Raw genomic sequence first — 17,547 nt, 5'->3', positions numbered from 1 at the left:
TACAACGGTTCTGTCGGTCTTGGCGACTATAACGACAACGGAAAGGAGCACATCATGCAGAAGATCACCACCTACCTCTGGTTCGACAACCAGGCGGAGGAGGCGGCCAACCACTACGTCTCCATCTTCGGCAACTCCAGGATCGTCGAGGTCACTCCGATGATGGTGACGTTCGAGCTCGAGGGCCAGCGCTTCCTCGCGCTCAACGGCGGCCCGCAGTTCCGGTTCACCGAGGCGATCTCGCTCTACGTCGACTGCGAGTCGCAGGACGAGGTCGACGAGCTGTGGGCGAAGCTCATCGCCGACGGCGGCGAGGAGAGCCAGTGCGGGTGGCTCAAGGACAAGTACGGGCTCTCCTGGCAGATCATCCCCAAGGCGCTGCCCAAGCTGCTCAGCGACCCCGACCCGGCCAGGGCGGAGCGGGCCATGCAGGCCATGCTGAAGATGTCGAAGATCGACGTCAAGGCACTCGAGGACGCCGCCAACGGCTGACGGGTCAGTCCTCCACCACGTGATGGGCGAAACGGGCGCGGGCCGCCGCCCAGGCGGCCGCGTCCCAGCCCCGTGGGGTCAGCGCGGCGACGGCGTCGTAGGCCATGGCCATCGCGTGGTGGGTGTTGTCGTGGGCGAACAGGCCGAGTCTGCCGAACGTGGTGACGTGCGGCACCTGCCCCGCCCACGCGTCGAGCCCGGCCAGGTGGCCCGCGTAGCCGTTGCGGTAGACGGGATAGACGTGTGGCTGCCGCCGGACCTCCACGCCCGCGAGCCGCAGCGGGGGCAGGCCCGCGGCGTGGAGGCAGTCCTTGACCAGGTCCTCGTAGGAGTCCGCGGTCCAGACGGCGTCGCCGACCTGGCAGGGGATCTCGAAGCACAGCACGGTGTGGCCGGCGGGGTCGCCGGCGCTGACGCGGTAGTTGGCGGGCTCGGAGATCCTGGTCACGGGCGTCTCAGGGCCGGGCAGGTAGTGCGCGTCGTACGGTGACCAGCGGCCGCCCTCGTGCACGGCGTAGACCAGCACCATCGCCCTGAACTCCAGCCTGCGCGCCGCCGCCGTCACCTCGGCGGGCGGGCCGGGTGTCACCAGCCGCGCCAGGGCGGGCATGGGGATGGTGGAGAAGACGTGCCCGGCCTCGAGCCGCTCGGTGTCGGTGTGCACGGTCACGCCCGCGGGCCCCGGCACGAGCGACTGGCAGGCCGTGCCGAGGCGGATGTCGGCGCCCGCCGCTGCCGCCGCCTCGGCCATGGCCTCGACGATCTGGCCGAACCCGCGACGCGGGTAGAAGAAGATCTTTCCCTGCCCGGTCGGCGACCCGCGCAGCACCCTACGGGCGATCTTCCAGGGGCTGTCGGCGGTGACCCGCTTGCGCGCCTGGTCCGCGTCGATCTCCTCGCCGGGCAACCCCCACAGCTTGACCGCGTAAGGCTCGTACAGGGCACCGTAAAGCGTCGGTCCCAGGCTCGCCCGCAGCAGCCCCGCGAACGAGTCGTCCCCTCCGCGCGCGACGACCGCGTCGCGCGCGATCCCGGCCAGCATCCGGTACGGCAGGCGCCGCGCCAGCTCGCCCGCCCGCAGCGGGAAGCCGACGAGGCGGTCGCCGACGCGCAGCCTGCCGTTGCGCGGCCTGATCTGGAGATCGTCGCCGAGCAGTCCGCGCAGGTCGGCCAGCAGGTTCGGCGGCGTGGCGGGGTGCAGGCGGTGGCTGCCGTGGTCCACTCTGATCCCGGCGACCTCGAAGCTCGACGACAGCCCGCCCACCTGAGCGGAGCGCTCCAGCACGGTGACCCGCACGCCGCGCAGGGCCGCGCGCCAGGCGGCGGCCAGGCCGGCCGGGCCGGCTCCGAGAATCACGAGTTCCATGGCGCGGTCACCCTACCGGGTGAAGTTATGAAAAATATCTTCTCAATACTCTTCTAGAGGAAGGAAAATGTTGAGACGCTGACTCCGGTACGACCCCCCAGTCAAGGAGTCTTCGATGCGCAGAGCGTTGGCGGTCGCGTGCTTTTTACCGCTACTGATCCCCGCAGGGGTCGCGCAGGCAGAAGCGCCGGAGGACCGGCAGCAGGCGTTCGCGGCGGCGGCCGAGGCCTACCAGGTGCCGGAGAGCGTGCTGCTCGGCGTGTCCTACCTGCAGTCCCGCTGGGACGCCCACGCGGGCCAGCCGAGCAACAACGCGGGGTTCGGCCCCATGCACCTGACGGACGCGGCGGCCTTCACCGGCGCCAACCACCACGGTGAGGGAGAGGAGGACGCGCGCGGCGACGACAGCCGCCCGCTGGCCCTGCCCGCCGAGCCGCCCGCGACCCCGGCCGACATCCCCGCCTCGCTGAAGACCATGGAGAAGGCGGCCGAGCTCACCGGCGAGTCGCACGAGACGCTCAGGACCGACCCCGCGGCCAACATCCGCGGCGGCGCGGCCCTGCTCGCCGACTACCAGAAGCAGCTCGGGGCGCCGCTCAGCGACGACCCCGCGCAGTGGTACGGCGCGGTGGCCCGCTACTCGGGCGCCACCGAGCGCGAGGCGGCCAGGTTCTTCGCCGACGAGGTCTACTCGGTGATCGCCTCGGGCATGACGCGGAAGACCGACGACGGGCAACAGGTCGCCCTCAAGCCCGTGCCAGGACTGGGCAAGATCGTGGAGTGGCTCGACAAGCTCGGGCTCTCCCTGCCCCGCCGCGACGGCGTCGAGTGCCCGAACTCGATCTCCTGCGAGTGGATCCCGGCGGCGTACGCGCAGCTGCCCGACGACGACTACGGGCACTACGACCTGGCCGACCGGCCGCAGAGCCAGAAGGTCGACTACATCATCATCCACGACATGGAGGGCTACTGGGCACCCTCCGTCAGGATGAACCAGGACCCCACGTGGCCCGGTAGCTGGCACTACTCGGTCAGGTCGAGCGACGGTCACATCGCCCAGCAGATCAAGACCAAGGACGTCGGCTGGCAGGCGGGCAACTGGTACATCAACGCCAAGTCCATCGGCATCGAGCACGAAGGGTTCCTCGCCGAGGGAAGCACCTGGTACACCGAGGCGATGTACCGCACGTCCGCCAAGCTCGTGCGCTACCTGGCCATGCGCCACGGCGTGCCGCTCGACCGCGCGCACATCCTCGGCCACGACAACGTGCCCGGCACGCTGCCGGGCACGGTGCGGGGCATGCACGAGGACCCCGGACCGTTCTGGGACTGGGCGCACTACTTCGAGCTCATGGGCGCCCCGCTGCACCAGTTCGGCGGGCCGAAGGCCGGCTCGATCATGATCAAACCCGACTTCGCGACCAACAAGCCGTACTTCTACGGGTGCGACCGCAAGAACCCGTCGGCGGCGTGCCCGCCGCTGCCCGCCTCCACGGTGTGGCTGCGCACCGAGCCGCGCGCCGACGCGCCGCTGGTCAAGGACATCGGCAAGCACCCCACCGGTGACTCGCTCTACAGCGTCTACGACCACAGCGCCCGCGCCACGACCGGCCAGCGCTACGCCGTGGCCGACCGGCAGGGCGACTGGACGGCCATCTGGTACCTCGGGCAGAAGGCGTGGTTCCACAACCCCGCCGACAACCCGACCGCGGTGCCGTCCATGGGGTTCGTCGTGACCCCCCGCCCGGGGCTGGCCACCGTCCCCGTGTACGGCAGGGCCTACCCCGAGAAGGAGGCCTACCCGGCGGGGATCCCGTACCAGGCGGTGACGCCGCTGCAGTACACGTTCTCGGCGGGAGAGAAGTACACGCTCGCCGGTCCCGCGGCCACCGAGTACTACCGGGCGGTGACCTTCGACCCGGCGCCGCACACGGTGGTGCGCGGCAAGACGCGGTACCTGCAGGTCCAGTTCGGGCACCGGGTGATGTTCGTCAAGGCCGACGACGTCACGGTGTCGTTCCAGTAGGTCCCTCGCATCGGGACCCCGCCCGCCCGGGTGGGGGTCCCGATCGCTGTGTCAGCGCTTGCGGGTGAAGTCGGCGACCGCGCGCCTGGTGCTCTGCAGCGCCTCCTGTGAGGTGTCGAACGTCCGCTGCGCCACCCCCACGAACACGCAGTCGACGACGAGCAGCTGGCTGATCCTGCTGGCCAGCGCGCCGGGGCGGAACTCGGTCTCCCGCCCCGCCGAGATCAGCACGTGCTCGGCCAGCTCGGCCAGCGACGAACGCGGATTGTTGGTGATGGCGACCGTCGTGGCCCCCGCCTCCCCCGCCAGCCGCAACGGCTCCAGCACGTCGGGGGTCTCGCCGGAGGTGCTGATGCCGATCGCGACGTCGCCCTCCTTGAGCAGGACGGCGCTGGTCAGGGCCAGGTGGGCGTCCTGGAAGGCGTGGCTGGACAGGCCGATGCGCATGAGCTTCTGCGCCATGTCCTCGGCGACCAGGCCGGAGGCGCCCACGCCGTAGGAGTCGATCCTGCGGGCGCCCACGATGGCGTCGACGACCAGGCCGAGCCGTTCGGAGGTGAGCTGGGCGACGGTGTCGTTGATCGCCTCGGACTCCGCGCGGGACACCTTCAGGATGACCTCCGACAGCGGGTCGTCCGGGGCCAGGTCACCGGGGACCAGCCGGTCAGGCTGCGCGGCGGCGGCCGCCAGGGCCAGCCTGAGCTGCGGGTAGCCGGCGAACCCGAGGAGCCTCGCCGTGCGGACGATCGTCGCCTCGCTGGTGCCCGAGGCGGCCGAGAGCTCGGTGATGGTGCTACGGGCGACGGTGGCGGGGTCCTCGAGGATGAGCCTGGCCACGGTCTGGGCGGCGGGAGTCAGCGACGGGAGGACGCCGCGGACGGTGGCCACGAGCGTGTCGGCCCTGAGAGCGTTCCGGGTGTCTTCCACATACCGATTATGGGGCCTGGACGGGCGCACCGATCGCTGTCGGACGTCCTTCCCACAAACCGTCAAAGCGGGATTCGACCTGGGGGTCTCGGAGGCCGCCCGGCCACCCAGGGGGACCCGGACCCGCGGCCGTCCCGCTGACCCCGCCGGTAGGTCCCCGCCGGTCCCGCGGGGCCCGGTGTCCCGGGCCCCGCGGGCAGGTGGTCAGCGGAGGGTGCCGTTGGTCATGCCGGCCGGCTCCTCGGGCAGCGCGATCAGGCCGAGCTCCGCCGGCGAGGCCATCAGCGGGTGGTGCGGGACGACCCGCACCGTGTACCCGAAGGCGCCCGTGCTCTCGAGCGGCACCTTCCCCGCGTAGTGCGCCTTGCCGTCGTCGTTCGTGCCCTCCAGCGCCATCGTCAGGTAGCCGGGGTTCAGCAGCTCGTCGTGCGGGCCGACCTTGCCGTACGCCGTCTGGACCAGCACGTCGGACGGCTCGAGCTCGCCGAGCGCGACGGTGGCCCGCAGGTCGAGGGCGGCGCCGACCTCGGGCGTGTCGCCGACACCCGAGGCCTCCACGTGCTCCACCCTGACGCCGGGCCACGCCTTGGCGGCGCGCAGCCGCCAGGCGGCGAACGCCTTGGCGGGCGCGTAGACGTCGGCCGACAGCGCGCGGGCGCCGGCGGCGGCGGGCGTGTAGAGATCCACGACGTAGTCGCGGAGCATCCGCCCGGCCAGCACCTTGGGCCCGAGCGAGGCCAGCGTGTGGCGCACCATCTCCAGCCACCTGCGGGGCAGGCCGTCGGCCGCGCGGTCGTAGAAGCGGTCGGAGACCTCGTGCTCGATCAGGTCGTAGAGCGCGGCGGCCTCCAGCTCGTCGCGCCGGTCGGGGTCGGCGACGCCGTCGGCGGTGGGGATGGCCCAGCCGTTGGTGCCGTCGTACCACTCGTCCCACCAGCCGTCGCGGATGGACAGGTTGAGCCCGCCGTTCAGTGCCGACTTCATGCCCGAGGTGCCCGAGGCCTCCAGCGGCCGCAGCGGGTTGTTCAGCCAGACGTCGCAGCCCTGCACGAGCAGCTGGCCCAGGGCCATGTCGTAGTCGGGCAGGAAGACGATGCGGTGCCGCACGTCCTCCTCGTCGGCGAACCGCACGATCTGCTGGATGAGCTTCTTGCCGCCCTCGTCGGCCGGGTGCGCCTTGCCCGCGATGACGATCTGCACCGGCTTGTCGGGGTCGAGCAGCAGCTCCCTCAACCGCGCCGGGTCGCGCAGCATGAGCGTGAGCCGCTTGTAGGAGGGCACGCGGCGGGCGAACCCGATGGTCAGCACGTTGGGGTCGAGCGCGTCGTCGACCCAGGTCAGCTCGGCGTCGGAGGCGCCCCGGTCGCGCCAGGAGCGGCGCAGCCGTACCCTCGCCGCCTCGACCAGGCGCTCGCGCAGCAGGCCGCGGATCTCCCAGATGTCGGCGTCGGGGATCTTGTGGACGCCCTCCCAGCCCTGCCCCTTGTCGATCAGGGACGGCAGCTCGCGACCGGCCAGCTCCATGATCTCGCGACCGACCCACGTGGGCGCGTGGACGCCGTTCGTGATCGACCCGATCGGGACCTCGTGCAGGTCGAAGCCCGGCCAGAGCTCCTTGAACATCTCCCGGCTGACCTCGCCGTGCAGCTCTGAGACCCCGTTGACGCGCTGGGCCAGGCGCATGCCCATGATCGCCATGTTGAAGCGGCCCGGCTCGCGCTCGGCGCCCAGCGCGAGGATGCGCTCGACGGGCACGGTCGGCCAGGCGTTGTCGCCGCCGAACTGCCTTTCGATCATGTCGGCGGGGAAGCGGTCGATGCCGGCGGGGACGGGCGTGTGGGTGGTGAACACCGTGCCCGCGCGCACGGCCTCCAGCGCCTCGTCGAAGCTCAGCCGCGACTCGGTCAGCTCGCGGATGCGCTCCAGGCCGAGGAATCCGGCGTGGCCCTCGTTGGTGTGGAAGACCTCGGGCTCGGGGTGACCGGTGATCCCGCAGTAGGCGCGGATCGCCCTGACGCCGCCGATGCCGAGCAGCAGCTCCTGCATGAGCCGGTGGTCGGTGCCGCCGCCGTAGAGGCGGTCGGTGACGTCGCGCGCGGCCGCGTCGTTGTCGGCCACGTCGGAGTCGAGCAGCAGCAGCGGCACCCTGCCGACCTGCGCCACCCACACCTGCGCGTGCAGGGCGCGGTGGCCGGGCAGCCCGATCCTGATGTGGACGGCGGTGCCCTCCTCGTCCTTCAGCAGGGTGAGTGGCAGGCCGCCGGGGTCGAGGCTGGGATAGTGCTCCAGCTGCCAGCCCTCGGGCGACAGCGACTGGGTGAAGTAACCGTGGCGGTAGAGCAACCCCACCGCCAGGATCGGCACGCCCAGGTCGCTGGCCGCCTTCAGGTGGTCTCCCGCCAGGATGCCGAGGCCGCCCGAATACTGCGGCAGGGCCGCGGCGATGCCGTACTCCGGCGAGAAGTAGGCGATCGCCTCGGCCGCGTCGGGCAGCGTCTGGTACCAGCGCGGCGCGGTCATGTACTCGCGCAGGTCGTCGGCTGCGTCGGCGAGGCGACGCAGGAAGCGGCGGTCACCCGCCAGCTGGCGCAACCTGGCCGGGTCGACGGCGCCCAGCAGTGCGACGGGGTCGTGCCCAACGCGTTCCCAGACGGCCGGATCGACCTCGGAGAACAGGTCGGTGGTCTCTGGATGCCACGACCACCTGAGGTTGTGCACGAGCTCGCCGAGGGCGGCCAACTCCGTGGGAAGGACGGTGCGGACGGTGAACCTGCGGATAGCTCTCACGATTCCGACCCTAGGTGGTGAGTGGTGGTGGACAAGCAGCAGTCCCGTAGATCGATCACTTCCCTCTGACAACCCTTCCGTGAAGATGCATTAATGGGGACACTTGGGGCACTCCCCACTTTGAACCCGAAACACCGTCCGGGATGGCGTCCTCAGCTTCACGCGTGAAGGTGCGAGGATCGTCATTGCGACAGTCGGCCACTCGACCATGAGAACAGGACGCGATGATCGGTCGAATCCCTATCACGGACATTTTCCCAGCCGTCGACTGCGGGCAGTGGCCCGCGAAGGCGGTTGCTGGTGAGACCTTTGAGATCGCCGCGACCGTGTTCCGCGAGGGACACGACGCGGTGGCCGCCGGGGTGGTGCTCACCTCGCCCGACGGGAGGCGTGGCCACCTGAAACATATGCGAGAGGTGGCCAAGGGCACCGACAGGTGGTCCGTGAGCGTGTCGCTGCCCGACGAGGGTGACTGGCAGTTCAGGGTCGAGGCCTGGGGCGATCCGATCGGCACGTGGCTGCACGACGCGGAGATCAAGATCCCGCGCGGCATGGACGTCGACCTGATGTGCGAGGAGGGCGCGCGCCTGTTCGAGCGCGCCGCCCGTGCCGTACGGCCGGCCGACTGCCCGGCCCCGCACGCCGGCAACGGGACCACGCGCAACGGCAACGGCACGCTGAGGACCGGCGCCGGCACGACCGCCGCGCAGAAGCCGGGCGCGTTGAGAACGGACATGTTGAAGACGGACATGGTCACGACCGGCGCGCTGCGGGCGGGCACGGAGCTGAAGCCGGCCGAGGTCTGCGGGCACCGGGCGGCGCTGCTGGCCGTGGCGGCGAAGCTGCGCGACGAGACGCTCGACCCCCGCGCCCGCCTGTCGATCGCCCAGTTGCCCGAGACGACCGCGATGCTGGAGGCGCATCCGCTGCGCGACCTGCTGACCAGGAGCAAGCCGCAGAAGATCAGGGTGGACCGGCGCAGGGCGCTGTTCGGCTCGTGGTACGAGTTCTTCCCCAGGTCGGAGGGGGCGATCGTCGAGGAGGGCGGCGTCTCCAAGTCGGGGAACTTCCAGACCGCCGCCAAGCGGCTGCCCGCCATCGCCCGCATGGGCTTCGACGTGGTCTACCTGCCGCCGATCCATCCGATCGGCTCGACCTTCCGCAAGGGCCGCAACAACACGCTCACGCCCGGGCACGACGACCCGGGCTCGCCGTGGGCGATCGGCTCGGAGGACGGCGGGCACGACGCCGTCCATCCCGACCTGGGCACGATCGACGACTTCGACGACTTCGTCGGCAGGACCCGCGAGCTGGGCATGGAGGTGGCGCTCGACTTCGCGTTGCAGTGCTCGCCCGACCATCCGTGGGTCAAGGAGCACCCCGAGTGGTTCACGATCCGCGCCGACGGGTCGATCGCGTACGCGGAGAACCCGCCCAAGAAGTACCAGGACATCTACCCGCTCAACTTCGACAAGGACCCGGAGGGGATCTACGCCGAGGTCAAGCGGGTGGTCAGGCACTGGATGGACCACGGGGTGCGGATCTTCAGGGTCGACAACCCGCACACCAAGCCGGTGAGCTTCTGGGAGCGGCTGCTGGCCGACATCAGGACGACCGACCCCGACGTGGTCTTCCTGGCCGAGGCGTTCACGCGCCCCGCGATGCTGCAGACACTCGCCAAGATCGGGTACCACCAGTCGTACACGTACTTCACCTGGAAGAACTCGAAGTACGACGTGGAAACCTACTTTTCGGAACTGTCACACGAAACATCGCATTTCCTCAGGCCGAACCTCTTCGTCAACACGCCCGACATCCTGCACGAGTACCTGCAGCACGGCGGCCTGCCCGCCTTCAAGATCCGTGCCGTCCTGGCCGCGCTCGTCTCCCCCACGTGGGGCGTCTATTCCGGCTACGAACTCGCCGAAAACCGCCCAGTACGGCCAGGCAGCGAGGAATACCTCGATAGCGAGAAATATCAGTACAAGCCGCGAGACTGGGCCGCGGCCGAGCGCGAGGGCCGCACGCTTGCCCCCTTCATCACACATCTGAATTTGTTCCGAAGGGCGCACCCGGCCGTCCAGGAATTGCGTAATCTGAGGTTCCACAGGATCGACCACCCGGACATGGTCTGCTTCTCCAAGCGGCTGCCCGGCGCCTACGACACGGCCACACGACGGCACGGACTCGGCGACGTGGTCCTGGCGGTTGTGAACCTGGACCCGCACAATACTCATGAGGCGACGGTCGATCTCGACCTCCCCGCTCTCGGTCTCGACTGGAACTCCGAGTTCGTCGTGGACGACGAGATGTCGGGCGAGTCGTACCGGTGGCGGCAGAACAACTACGTGCGCCTCGACCCTCATATTCATCCGGCGCACGTTTTCACCGTGCGAGCGGCTCATCGGTAACAGCGATCGGGGAGTCCAATTTGTCCGACACCGTGAACTCCGCTGCCATCCCGAACACCTTCGACGAGGAAGAGCCCCGCGATCCGCAGTGGTACAAGCGGGCGGTCTTCTACGAGGTGCTCATCAGGGGCTTCGCCGACTCCAACGGCGACGGCACAGGCGACATCAAGGGGCTCACCAGCAGGCTCGACTACCTGCAGTGGCTGGGTGTCGACTGCCTCTGGCTGCTGCCGCTGTACGAGTCGCCGCTGCGCGACGGCGGCTATGACATCGCCGACTTCATGAAGATCCTCCCTGACTTCGGTGATCTCGGCGACTTCGTCAAGCTGGTCGACGAGGCGCACAAGCGGGGCATGCGGGTGATCGCCGACCTGGTGATGAACCACACCAGCGACGCCCACCCGTGGTTCCAGGCGTCACGGCACGACCCCGAGGGCCCGTTCGGCGACTTCTACGTCTGGTCCGACACCGACGAGATGTACCGGGACGCCCGGATCATCTTCATCGACACCGAGACCTCGAACTGGACCTACGACCCGGTCCGCGGGCAGTACTACTGGCACCGCTTCTTCCACCACCAGCCCGACCTCAACTACGAGAACCCGGCGGTGCAGGAGGCCATGCTGGAGGTGCTGAGGTTCTGGCTCGACCTGGGCATCGACGGATTCCGCATGGACGCCATCCCCTACCTGTTCGAGGAGGACGGCACCAACTGCGAGAACCTGCCCAGGACCCACGCCTACCTCAAGCGGATCAGGACCGAGGTCGACCGGCTCTACCCGGACCGCGTGCTGCTGGCCGAGGCCAACCAGTGGCCGTCCGACGTGGTCGAGTACTTCGGCGACCCGGTCAACGGCGGCGACGAGTGCCACATGGCCTTCCACTTCCCGCTCATGCCGCGCATCTTCATGGCCGTGCGCAGGGAGTCCCGTTACCCGATCTCGGAGATCATGGCCCAGACGCCCAAGATCCCCGAGAACTGCCAGTGGGGCATCTTCCTGCGCAACCACGACGAGCTCACGCTCGAGATGGTCACCGACGAAGAGCGCGACTACATGTACTCCGAGTACGCCAAGGATCCGCGCATGCGCGCCAACGTCGGCATCCGCCGCCGCCTGGCGCCGCTGCTGGAGAACGACCGCAACCAGATCGAGCTGTTCACCGCGCTGCTGCTGTCGCTGCCCGGCTCGCCGGTGCTCTACTACGGCGACGAGATCGGCATGGGCGACAACATCTGGCTCGGCGACCGCGACGGCGTCCGTACCCCGATGCAGTGGACGCCCGACCGCAACGCGGGCTTCTCCGACTGCGACCCCGGCCGGCTCTACCTGCCGGTCATCATGGACCCGATCTACGGCTACCAGGCGATCAACGTCGAGGCGCAGCAGAAGAACGCCGGCTCGCTGCTCCACTGGACCAAGCGCATGATCGAGATCCGCAAGCGGCACCCGGTCTTCGGCCTCGGCGAGTACATCGAACTCAACTCGTCGAACCCCAGCGTGCTGGCATTCGTGCGCGAGCTCGGCGATGATCGCATGCTATGCGTGAACAACCTCTCGCGGTTCCCCCAGCCCGTGGAGCTGGACCTGCGAAGGTTCGTCGGCGTATCGCCCGTGGAGACGATGGGTGGAGTTCCATTTCCGCCGATTGGCGAACTTCCGTATCTTTTGACGCTCCCTGGGCATGGGTTCTATTGGTTCACCCTTCCGCCCGCCGTACCCCAGGAGGAGTAAGTCGTGCTTGAGGACCTCCTTGCCCGCTGGATCACCCATCAACGCTGGTTCGCGGGCAAGGGGCGCCCTCTCGACGACCTCGGCATCGAGTCGCACACCGTCCTCGGCACCGAAGGCGAAGCCCAGCTGTGCCACCTGGTCCTGTCCGTACGGCAGGCCGACGCGCGCGACCGCTACCAGCTCCTGATCGGCATCCGCGCGGAGCTGCCCGACCGGCTCAAGCACGCCCTCGTCGGCATCACGCAGGACGGCGTCCACGTCTACGACGCCGCGCACGACCCCACCCTGGCCAGGCTGCTGCTGGAGGGCATGGCCGAGGGGCAGGACCACGGGCCCGTCAGGTTCCGCCACACGCGCGGGGTGGAGATCGACACCACGCAGCGCAGCCTGGTCCTCGGGGCCGAGCAGTCCAACACCTCGCTGGTGTACGGCGACGCCTACATCTGCAAGCTGTTCCGCCGCCTCATCCCGGGCGTCAACCCGGAGCTCGAGGTCGTCACCGCGCTGGCCGAGCGCGGCTCGCCGCACATCGCCAAGCCGTACGGGTGGATCGAGACCGACCTCGACGGCGTGCCGACCACGCTGGCCTTCATGCAGGAGTTCCTGTCCACCAGCAACGACGGCTGGGACCTGGCGCTGGCCAGCGTCCGCGACTTCTACGGCCAGCTGGAGGACGTGTCCGCGGCCGAGGCGGGCGGCGACTTCGCCGCCGAGTCGCACCGGCTCGGCGCGGCGACGGCCGAGATCCACCGCCGGCTGGCGGCCGCCTTTCCCACCGACGTCGTCGAGCCGCACGAGGTCAAGCGGATGGTGGAGGGCTTCCGCCGCCGCCTGGCCAGGGCGATCGCCGAGGTGCCCGAGCTGGCCGAGCACGCCGACGTCGTCGAGCGCGCCTTCCACGAGGTGGAGGAGCTGACCGGAGAGGTGCGCGTGCAGCGCGTCCACGGCGACTACCACCTGGGCCAGGTCATGCGGACACCCGTCGGCTGGTTCGTCCTCGACTTCGAGGGCGAGCCGGGACAGCCCTTGGAGGAGCGCAGGGCGCTCGCCTCCCCGCTGCGGGACGTGGCCGGGATGCTGCGCTCCTTCGACTACGCCGCGGGCCATCTGCTGACCGACCACCCCGAAGGCGAGACGCTGCGCCCGAAGGCGGACGAGTGGGCCACCCACAACAGGACGGCCTTCCTCGAGGGGTACGCCGACGTGGGCGCCGAGGACGCGGCGCTGCTGCGGGCGCTGGAGTACGACAAGGCGGTCTACGAGGTCATGTACGAGGCCCGCCACCGCCCCACCTGGCTGCCCATCCCGCTGGCCGCCTTCCGCTGAGGCGTTCCCGGCGTTTCCCCCTCCGAAGCCCACCCGGAGCATTACTCTTCGCATGCCTACATAAGCGAAGAGTAAGGGGGGCGGATGCGACGAGGTCTTGTGTTCGCGGCCGCTGGGCTGGGCACGGCGCTCCTGAGCGGAACGCTCCTGATCGCCACCAGCGGGGAAGGGCCGGAGGCGGCGCAGGCCGTCCAGGAGTCTCCCGCGCCGGGAGATCCCCTGACGCCCGAGGAGATCGCCCGAGCCGGCGAGATCGCCACGGCCGGCACCCACCTGAAGGCGGACCAGGCCGAGCTGCTCTACGTCGAGCGCGACGACGACAAGGACGCCGAGCAGGCGCGGCGCGCCGAGGCCTACATCTACGACTACGGCAACGACACGCTGACCGTCAGGACCGTCGACCTCGGCCAGAGCAGGGTGGTCGAGGAGACCACGGGCAGAGGGGTGCAGCCGCCGCCGTCCAGGCGGGAGGAACTGCGCGCCGCCGAGCTGCTGCTGGCCGACCCGGCGCTGGGGCAGGGAGTGCGCCAGTCGTTCAGGAAGGCCGCGGGGCGGGAGCTCGCCTCGCCGTCCGACCTGGCCCTGCGCGGGCTGATCTACTCGCCGGAGCGGGGACCGTGCCGCACGCACCGGTGCCTGCGGCTGTTCGTCCGGCTGCCCAACGGCACCTTCCTCGACACCAGCCGCATCGTCCTCGACCTGTCCGCCAAGCGGGTTCACACCCTGGAGTGGTGAGTTGATCCTCCGTCTCATGCTCGCCGGCCTGCTCGCCGTGCCCCTGGCGTCGCCCGCGCCGCCCCCGTCCGCACCGGCGGCGGCCGACGCGGCCGACGCGTGCGGCTCGCCATACCTGGTCGACAGGACGCTGCCGAACGGCGCGCGCTGGCGGCTGTGCTGGGAGATGCGCACGATCGAGGGCCTGACCGTCACGAGGGTGCGCTACATGCCCAAGGACAGCCGGTCGATCAGCGTGCTGCGCAGCGGGGCGCTGGCGCAGATCCACGTCCCCTACGACAGCGGCGAGCCGCGCTACCACGACATCGGCTCGCTCGGCTCGGCCGCGGTGACGCTGACGGCGGCCGACTGTCCCGGCGGCGAGCTGGCCAAGAGCAAGGTGTGCGTGACGACGCGCCCGCGCGGCCACGCCTACCTCAAGGACGGCTGGGGCGACGAGAGCCAGCGCAGGACGGCGCAGGGCCACGAACTGGTGGTGCTGGCCGCCTACCAGGTCGGCTGGTACACCTACGTCTCCGAGTGGGTGTTCGGCGACGACGGCTCGATCACGCCGCGGATCGGCGCCACGGGCTCGCTGGCGGGCACCACGACCGCGCCGAAGCACGGCTGGCCGCTCGGGGTCGGGCGCAAGCACTTCGAGGAGTCCCACAGCCACAACGTCTTCTGGCGGATGGACTTCGACATCGAGGGCAGGGCCCGCGACGTCGTCGAGCAGTACGACTTCGCCGGCAACCGCACCAAGAAGCGGTCGCTGGTGAAGACGGTGTTCAACCGGGAGACCAGGGCGCTCAACAGCAGGATGCGCTGGTGGCGGGTGGTGGACCCGGGGGTGCGCAACACCGACCGGCACCCGGTCTCGTGGGAGATCAACAACTCCGACAGCGCGGAGTACCGCGGCCCCGCCGACGAGGCGTTCACGCACGCGGACGTGTACGTGACGCAGTACCGGGCCTGTGAGCGGCTCGCGACCGAGAACGTCGCGCCCAGGTGCGGCAGGTCGGTCGACCGGTACGCCGACGACGAGCGGGTGACCGATCCGGTGGTGTGGGTGAACGTGGGCTTCCACCACGTCGCCAGGGACGAGGACGCCGATCCGATGCCGATCCACTGGCAGGGGTTCCGCGTGACGCCTCGCGACGTCACCGCCACCAACCCGTACTGACACCGCGGTAAGGGCATGGTCCCTCGCCTGACGGCCCCGAGCCGGTGGGTGAGGGACCATGCCCTTACGGTCATGACCGGACCCGAAATGACGGCTATGGGTGTGGCGGCGGGTTGATCGGGGCAGTGGCGGTTACCATGGCCACGGTGGCGATCACCGGCGCTCGCACAGGCTGCGGGCGGCGGCGGACAGGTCGCGCACGTTTCTGGCGGCGACCGCCGCGGTTAATCCGATTTTTCTGAAATGCCCGTCTCCAGAATTCGCATGGTGACAGCGGTCAAGGGCATGGGTTGGAAGGTCGCTGTAGGGCAGGGTAAGGAACATGCCGATGAGGACAGAGCTCGACCGCCTCGCAGGTGGGGCGCATCACGACCCGCATTCGATTCTCGGAGCGCACCTGGGTCCTGACGGGGTCACGTTCAGGGCGTTGCGACCGCTGGCCGAACAGGTCGAGGTGGTCTTCGACGACGAGGCGCGACCGATGAGGCATGTCGCTCACGGGGTGTTCGAGGCCACGGTCGGCGGACTGGACAAGATCCCCGACTACGTCCTGCGGGTGCGCTACAGCGGCGGCGAGCCGTACGACATGCGCGACCCGTACCGGCACTGGCCCACCCTCGGCGAGGTGGACCTGCACCTGATCGGCGAGGGCAGGCACGAGCGGCTGTGGGAGTCCCTCGGCGCGCGGACGATGCGCCATGAGGACGTCGACGGCACCGCGTTCGCCGTCTGGGCGCCGAACGCGCGCGGCATCAGGGTGGTCGGCGACTTCAACCACTGGGACGGCGTCGCCCACCCCATGCGCTCGCTGGGCCGGTCGGGAGTCTGGGAGCTGTTCGTGCCCGACATCGGCGTGGGCGAACGCTACAAGTTCCAGATCCTCGGCGCCGACGGGCTCTGGCGTGACAAGGCCGACCCGATGGCGCGCAGGACGGAGGTGCCGCCGCAGACGGCGTCGGTGGTCGACCACTCCGACTACCGGTGGGCCGACGACGCGTGGATGGCCGAGCGCCAGACCAAGGTGCCGCAGCGGCTGCCGATGAGCACCTACGAGGTGCACCTCGGCTCGTGGCGGCCGGGGCTCGGCTACACCGAGCTGGCGACGCAGCTGGCCGACTACGTGGAGGAGATGGGCTTCACGCACGTGGAGTTCCTGCCGGTGGCCGAGCACCCGTTCGGCGGCTCGTGGGGCTACCAGGTGACCTCCTACTACGCGCCGACCGCCCGCTTCGGCACCCCGGACGAGTTCCGTCACCTGGTCGACGCCCTGCACCAGCGCGGCATCGGGGTGGTGCTCGACTGGGTGCCCGCGCACTTCCCGATGGACGACTGGGCGCTGGCCCGCTTCGACGGCACGCCGCTCTACGAGCACGCCGACCCGGCCCGCGGCGAGCACCCCGACTGGGGCACCTACGTCTTCGACTTCGGCCGCAACGAGGTGCGCAACTTCCTCGTCGCCAACGCGCTCTACTGGCTGAAGGAGTTCCACATCGACGGGCTGCGGGTGGACGCGGTCGCCTCGATGCTCTACCTCGACTACTCCCGGCGCGAGGGCGAGTGGACGCCGAACATCTACGGCGGTCGCGAGAACCTCGACGCGGTGGAGTTCCTCAAGGAGATGAACTCCGTCTGCTACCGGGAGGCACCGGGCATCTCGACGATCGCCGAGGAGTCGACGGCCTGGCCGGGCGTCTCGCGTCCCGTGCATCTGGGCGGCCTCGGGTTCGGCTTCAAGTGGAACATGGGCTGGATGCACGACACGCTCGCCTACCTGCGCCACGAGCCGATCTTCCGCCAGTACCACCACCACCAGATGACCTTCTCGCTGATGTACGCCTACAGCGAGAACTTCGTCCTGCCGCTGTCGCACGACGAGGTCGTCCACGGCAAGGGCTCGCTGCTGGGCAAGATGCCGGGAGACGAGTGGCAGCGGTTCGCGCAGTTGCGGGCGCTGTTCGCGTTCATGTGGGCGCATCCGGGCAAGCAGCTGCTGTTCATGGGCGGCGAGTTCGGCCAGGGGTCGGAGTGGTCGGAGGAGCGCGGGCTCGACTGGTGGGTGCTCGACTTCGACGGGCATCGCGGGGTGCAGAAGCTGGTCCGCGACCTCAACGCCCTCTACCGGCAGACCCCTGCCCTGTGGGAGCAGGACACCACGCCCGACGGGTTCCGGTGGATCGACGCCGACGACGCGCCCGGCAACGTCTTCTCGTTCCTGCGGTTCGGGCTCGACGGGTCCGCGGTGGCGTGCGTGGTCAACTTCAGCGGGGCTCCGCACGAGGAGTTCAGGCTCGGCCTGCCGTACGGCGGGCAGTGGGAGGAGGCGCTCAACACCGACGCCTTCGACTACTGGGGCAGCGGCGTGGGCAACCTCGGGGCGGTGGAGGCGGCCGAGGAGTCGCACCACGGCCTGCCGTACGCGACGACGTTGCGGGTGCCGCCGCTGGGCGCGATCTGGCTGAGGCACACGCCGGGCGCCGGCTGAGCGTCCGCGGAGCCGCCCGGATCTCGGGCGGCTTCCGCATGAACGTTTGCTGAGAAACCACCGCATCCTCTGGGCTAAGCGGACAAAGCTCTCTACACTC

The 17,547-nt window shown here is 69.8% G+C and carries 12 protein-coding genes; 8 read left to right on the top strand and 4 right to left on the bottom strand.

The genetic code is table 11. The annotated features are described in order from the left end of the window. Window positions 1-54 precede the first annotated feature (54 nt). Window positions 55-492 carry a VOC family protein gene (locus tag ACWEVS_RS36240; RefSeq protein WP_452555241.1) on the top strand — a complete coding sequence of 146 codons (438 nt, stop codon included), beginning with the start codon at window positions 55-57 and terminating at the stop codon, window positions 490-492. 4 nt (window positions 493-496) lie between these two features. Here the strand turns inward: ACWEVS_RS36240 and ACWEVS_RS36235 are convergent, their stop codons facing one another. Further along, complete coding sequence (locus ACWEVS_RS36235; protein WP_452555239.1) at window positions 497-1,858, bottom strand: FAD-dependent oxidoreductase; 1,362 nt, start codon at window positions 1,856-1,858, stop codon at window positions 497-499. A 115-nt stretch (window positions 1,859-1,973) separates the two neighbouring features. Here ACWEVS_RS36235 and ACWEVS_RS36230 point away from each other — a divergent pair, with 115 nt between their 5' ends. After that, on the top strand, window positions 1,974-3,884 hold the full coding sequence (locus ACWEVS_RS36230) for an N-acetylmuramoyl-L-alanine amidase (protein WP_452555237.1): 1,911 nt from the start codon (window positions 1,974-1,976) through the stop codon (window positions 3,882-3,884). A 51-nt stretch (window positions 3,885-3,935) separates the two neighbouring features. Here ACWEVS_RS36230 and ACWEVS_RS36225 read toward each other — a convergent pair whose 3' ends face one another. Both ACWEVS_RS36225 and glgP read right to left on the bottom strand, forming a co-directional pair. Beyond that, window positions 3,936-4,811 (bottom strand): MurR/RpiR family transcriptional regulator, encoded by an 876-nt coding sequence (locus ACWEVS_RS36225; protein WP_354909857.1) that lies wholly within the window; start codon window positions 4,809-4,811, stop codon window positions 3,936-3,938. A 204-nt stretch (window positions 4,812-5,015) separates the two neighbouring features. Then, complete coding sequence (glgP, locus tag ACWEVS_RS36220) at window positions 5,016-7,598, bottom strand: alpha-glucan family phosphorylase (protein ID WP_452555235.1); 2,583 nt, start codon at window positions 7,596-7,598, stop codon at window positions 5,016-5,018. A gap of 224 nt (window positions 7,599-7,822) precedes the next feature. Here glgP and ACWEVS_RS36215 point away from each other — a divergent pair, with 224 nt between their 5' ends. The 5 genes from ACWEVS_RS36215 (at window position 7,823) to ACWEVS_RS36195 (ending at window position 14,965) form a co-directional block, all read left to right on the top strand. After that, complete coding sequence (locus ACWEVS_RS36215; RefSeq protein ID WP_452555233.1) at window positions 7,823-10,009, top strand: alpha-1,4-glucan--maltose-1-phosphate maltosyltransferase; 2,187 nt, start codon at window positions 7,823-7,825, stop codon at window positions 10,007-10,009. Between the two features lie 20 nt (window positions 10,010-10,029). Next, window positions 10,030-11,742: a maltose alpha-D-glucosyltransferase gene (treS, locus tag ACWEVS_RS36210; protein ID WP_452412406.1), complete on the top strand. Its 1,713-nt coding sequence runs from the start codon at window positions 10,030-10,032 to the stop codon at window positions 11,740-11,742. Between the two features lie 3 nt (window positions 11,743-11,745). Next, the gene (locus tag ACWEVS_RS36205; RefSeq protein ID WP_452555231.1) at window positions 11,746-13,068 is read left to right on the top strand and encodes a maltokinase N-terminal cap-like domain-containing protein; all 1,323 of its coding nucleotides are present in this window, start codon (window positions 11,746-11,748) and stop codon (window positions 13,066-13,068) included. A gap of 84 nt (window positions 13,069-13,152) precedes the next feature. Then, a complete protein-coding gene (locus ACWEVS_RS36200) occupies window positions 13,153-13,803 on the top strand; it encodes a hypothetical protein (RefSeq protein WP_452555229.1) in 651 nt (216 codons plus the stop codon). Between the two features lies 1 nt (window position 13,804). Next, window positions 13,805-14,965 (top strand): copper amine oxidase, encoded by a 1,161-nt coding sequence (locus ACWEVS_RS36195; protein ID WP_449928509.1) that lies wholly within the window; start codon window positions 13,805-13,807, stop codon window positions 14,963-14,965. A 153-nt stretch (window positions 14,966-15,118) separates the two neighbouring features. On the opposite strand, the gene ACWEVS_RS36190 is transcribed toward ACWEVS_RS36195, so the two are convergent. After that, window positions 15,119-15,289: a hypothetical protein gene (locus ACWEVS_RS36190; RefSeq protein WP_452412405.1), complete on the bottom strand. Its 171-nt coding sequence runs from the start codon at window positions 15,287-15,289 to the stop codon at window positions 15,119-15,121. 4 nt (window positions 15,290-15,293) lie between these two features. Here ACWEVS_RS36190 and glgB point away from each other — a divergent pair, with 4 nt between their 5' ends. Then, window positions 15,294-17,447, top strand: a complete 2,154-nt coding sequence (gene glgB / locus ACWEVS_RS36185; protein ID WP_449928507.1) for a 1,4-alpha-glucan branching protein GlgB — start codon at window positions 15,294-15,296, stop codon at window positions 17,445-17,447. Window positions 17,448-17,547: the final 100 nt, after the last annotated feature.

This window comes from Nonomuraea sp. NPDC003754, assembly GCF_053605785.1.
This window is presented reverse-complemented; position numbering and strand designations above follow the sequence as displayed.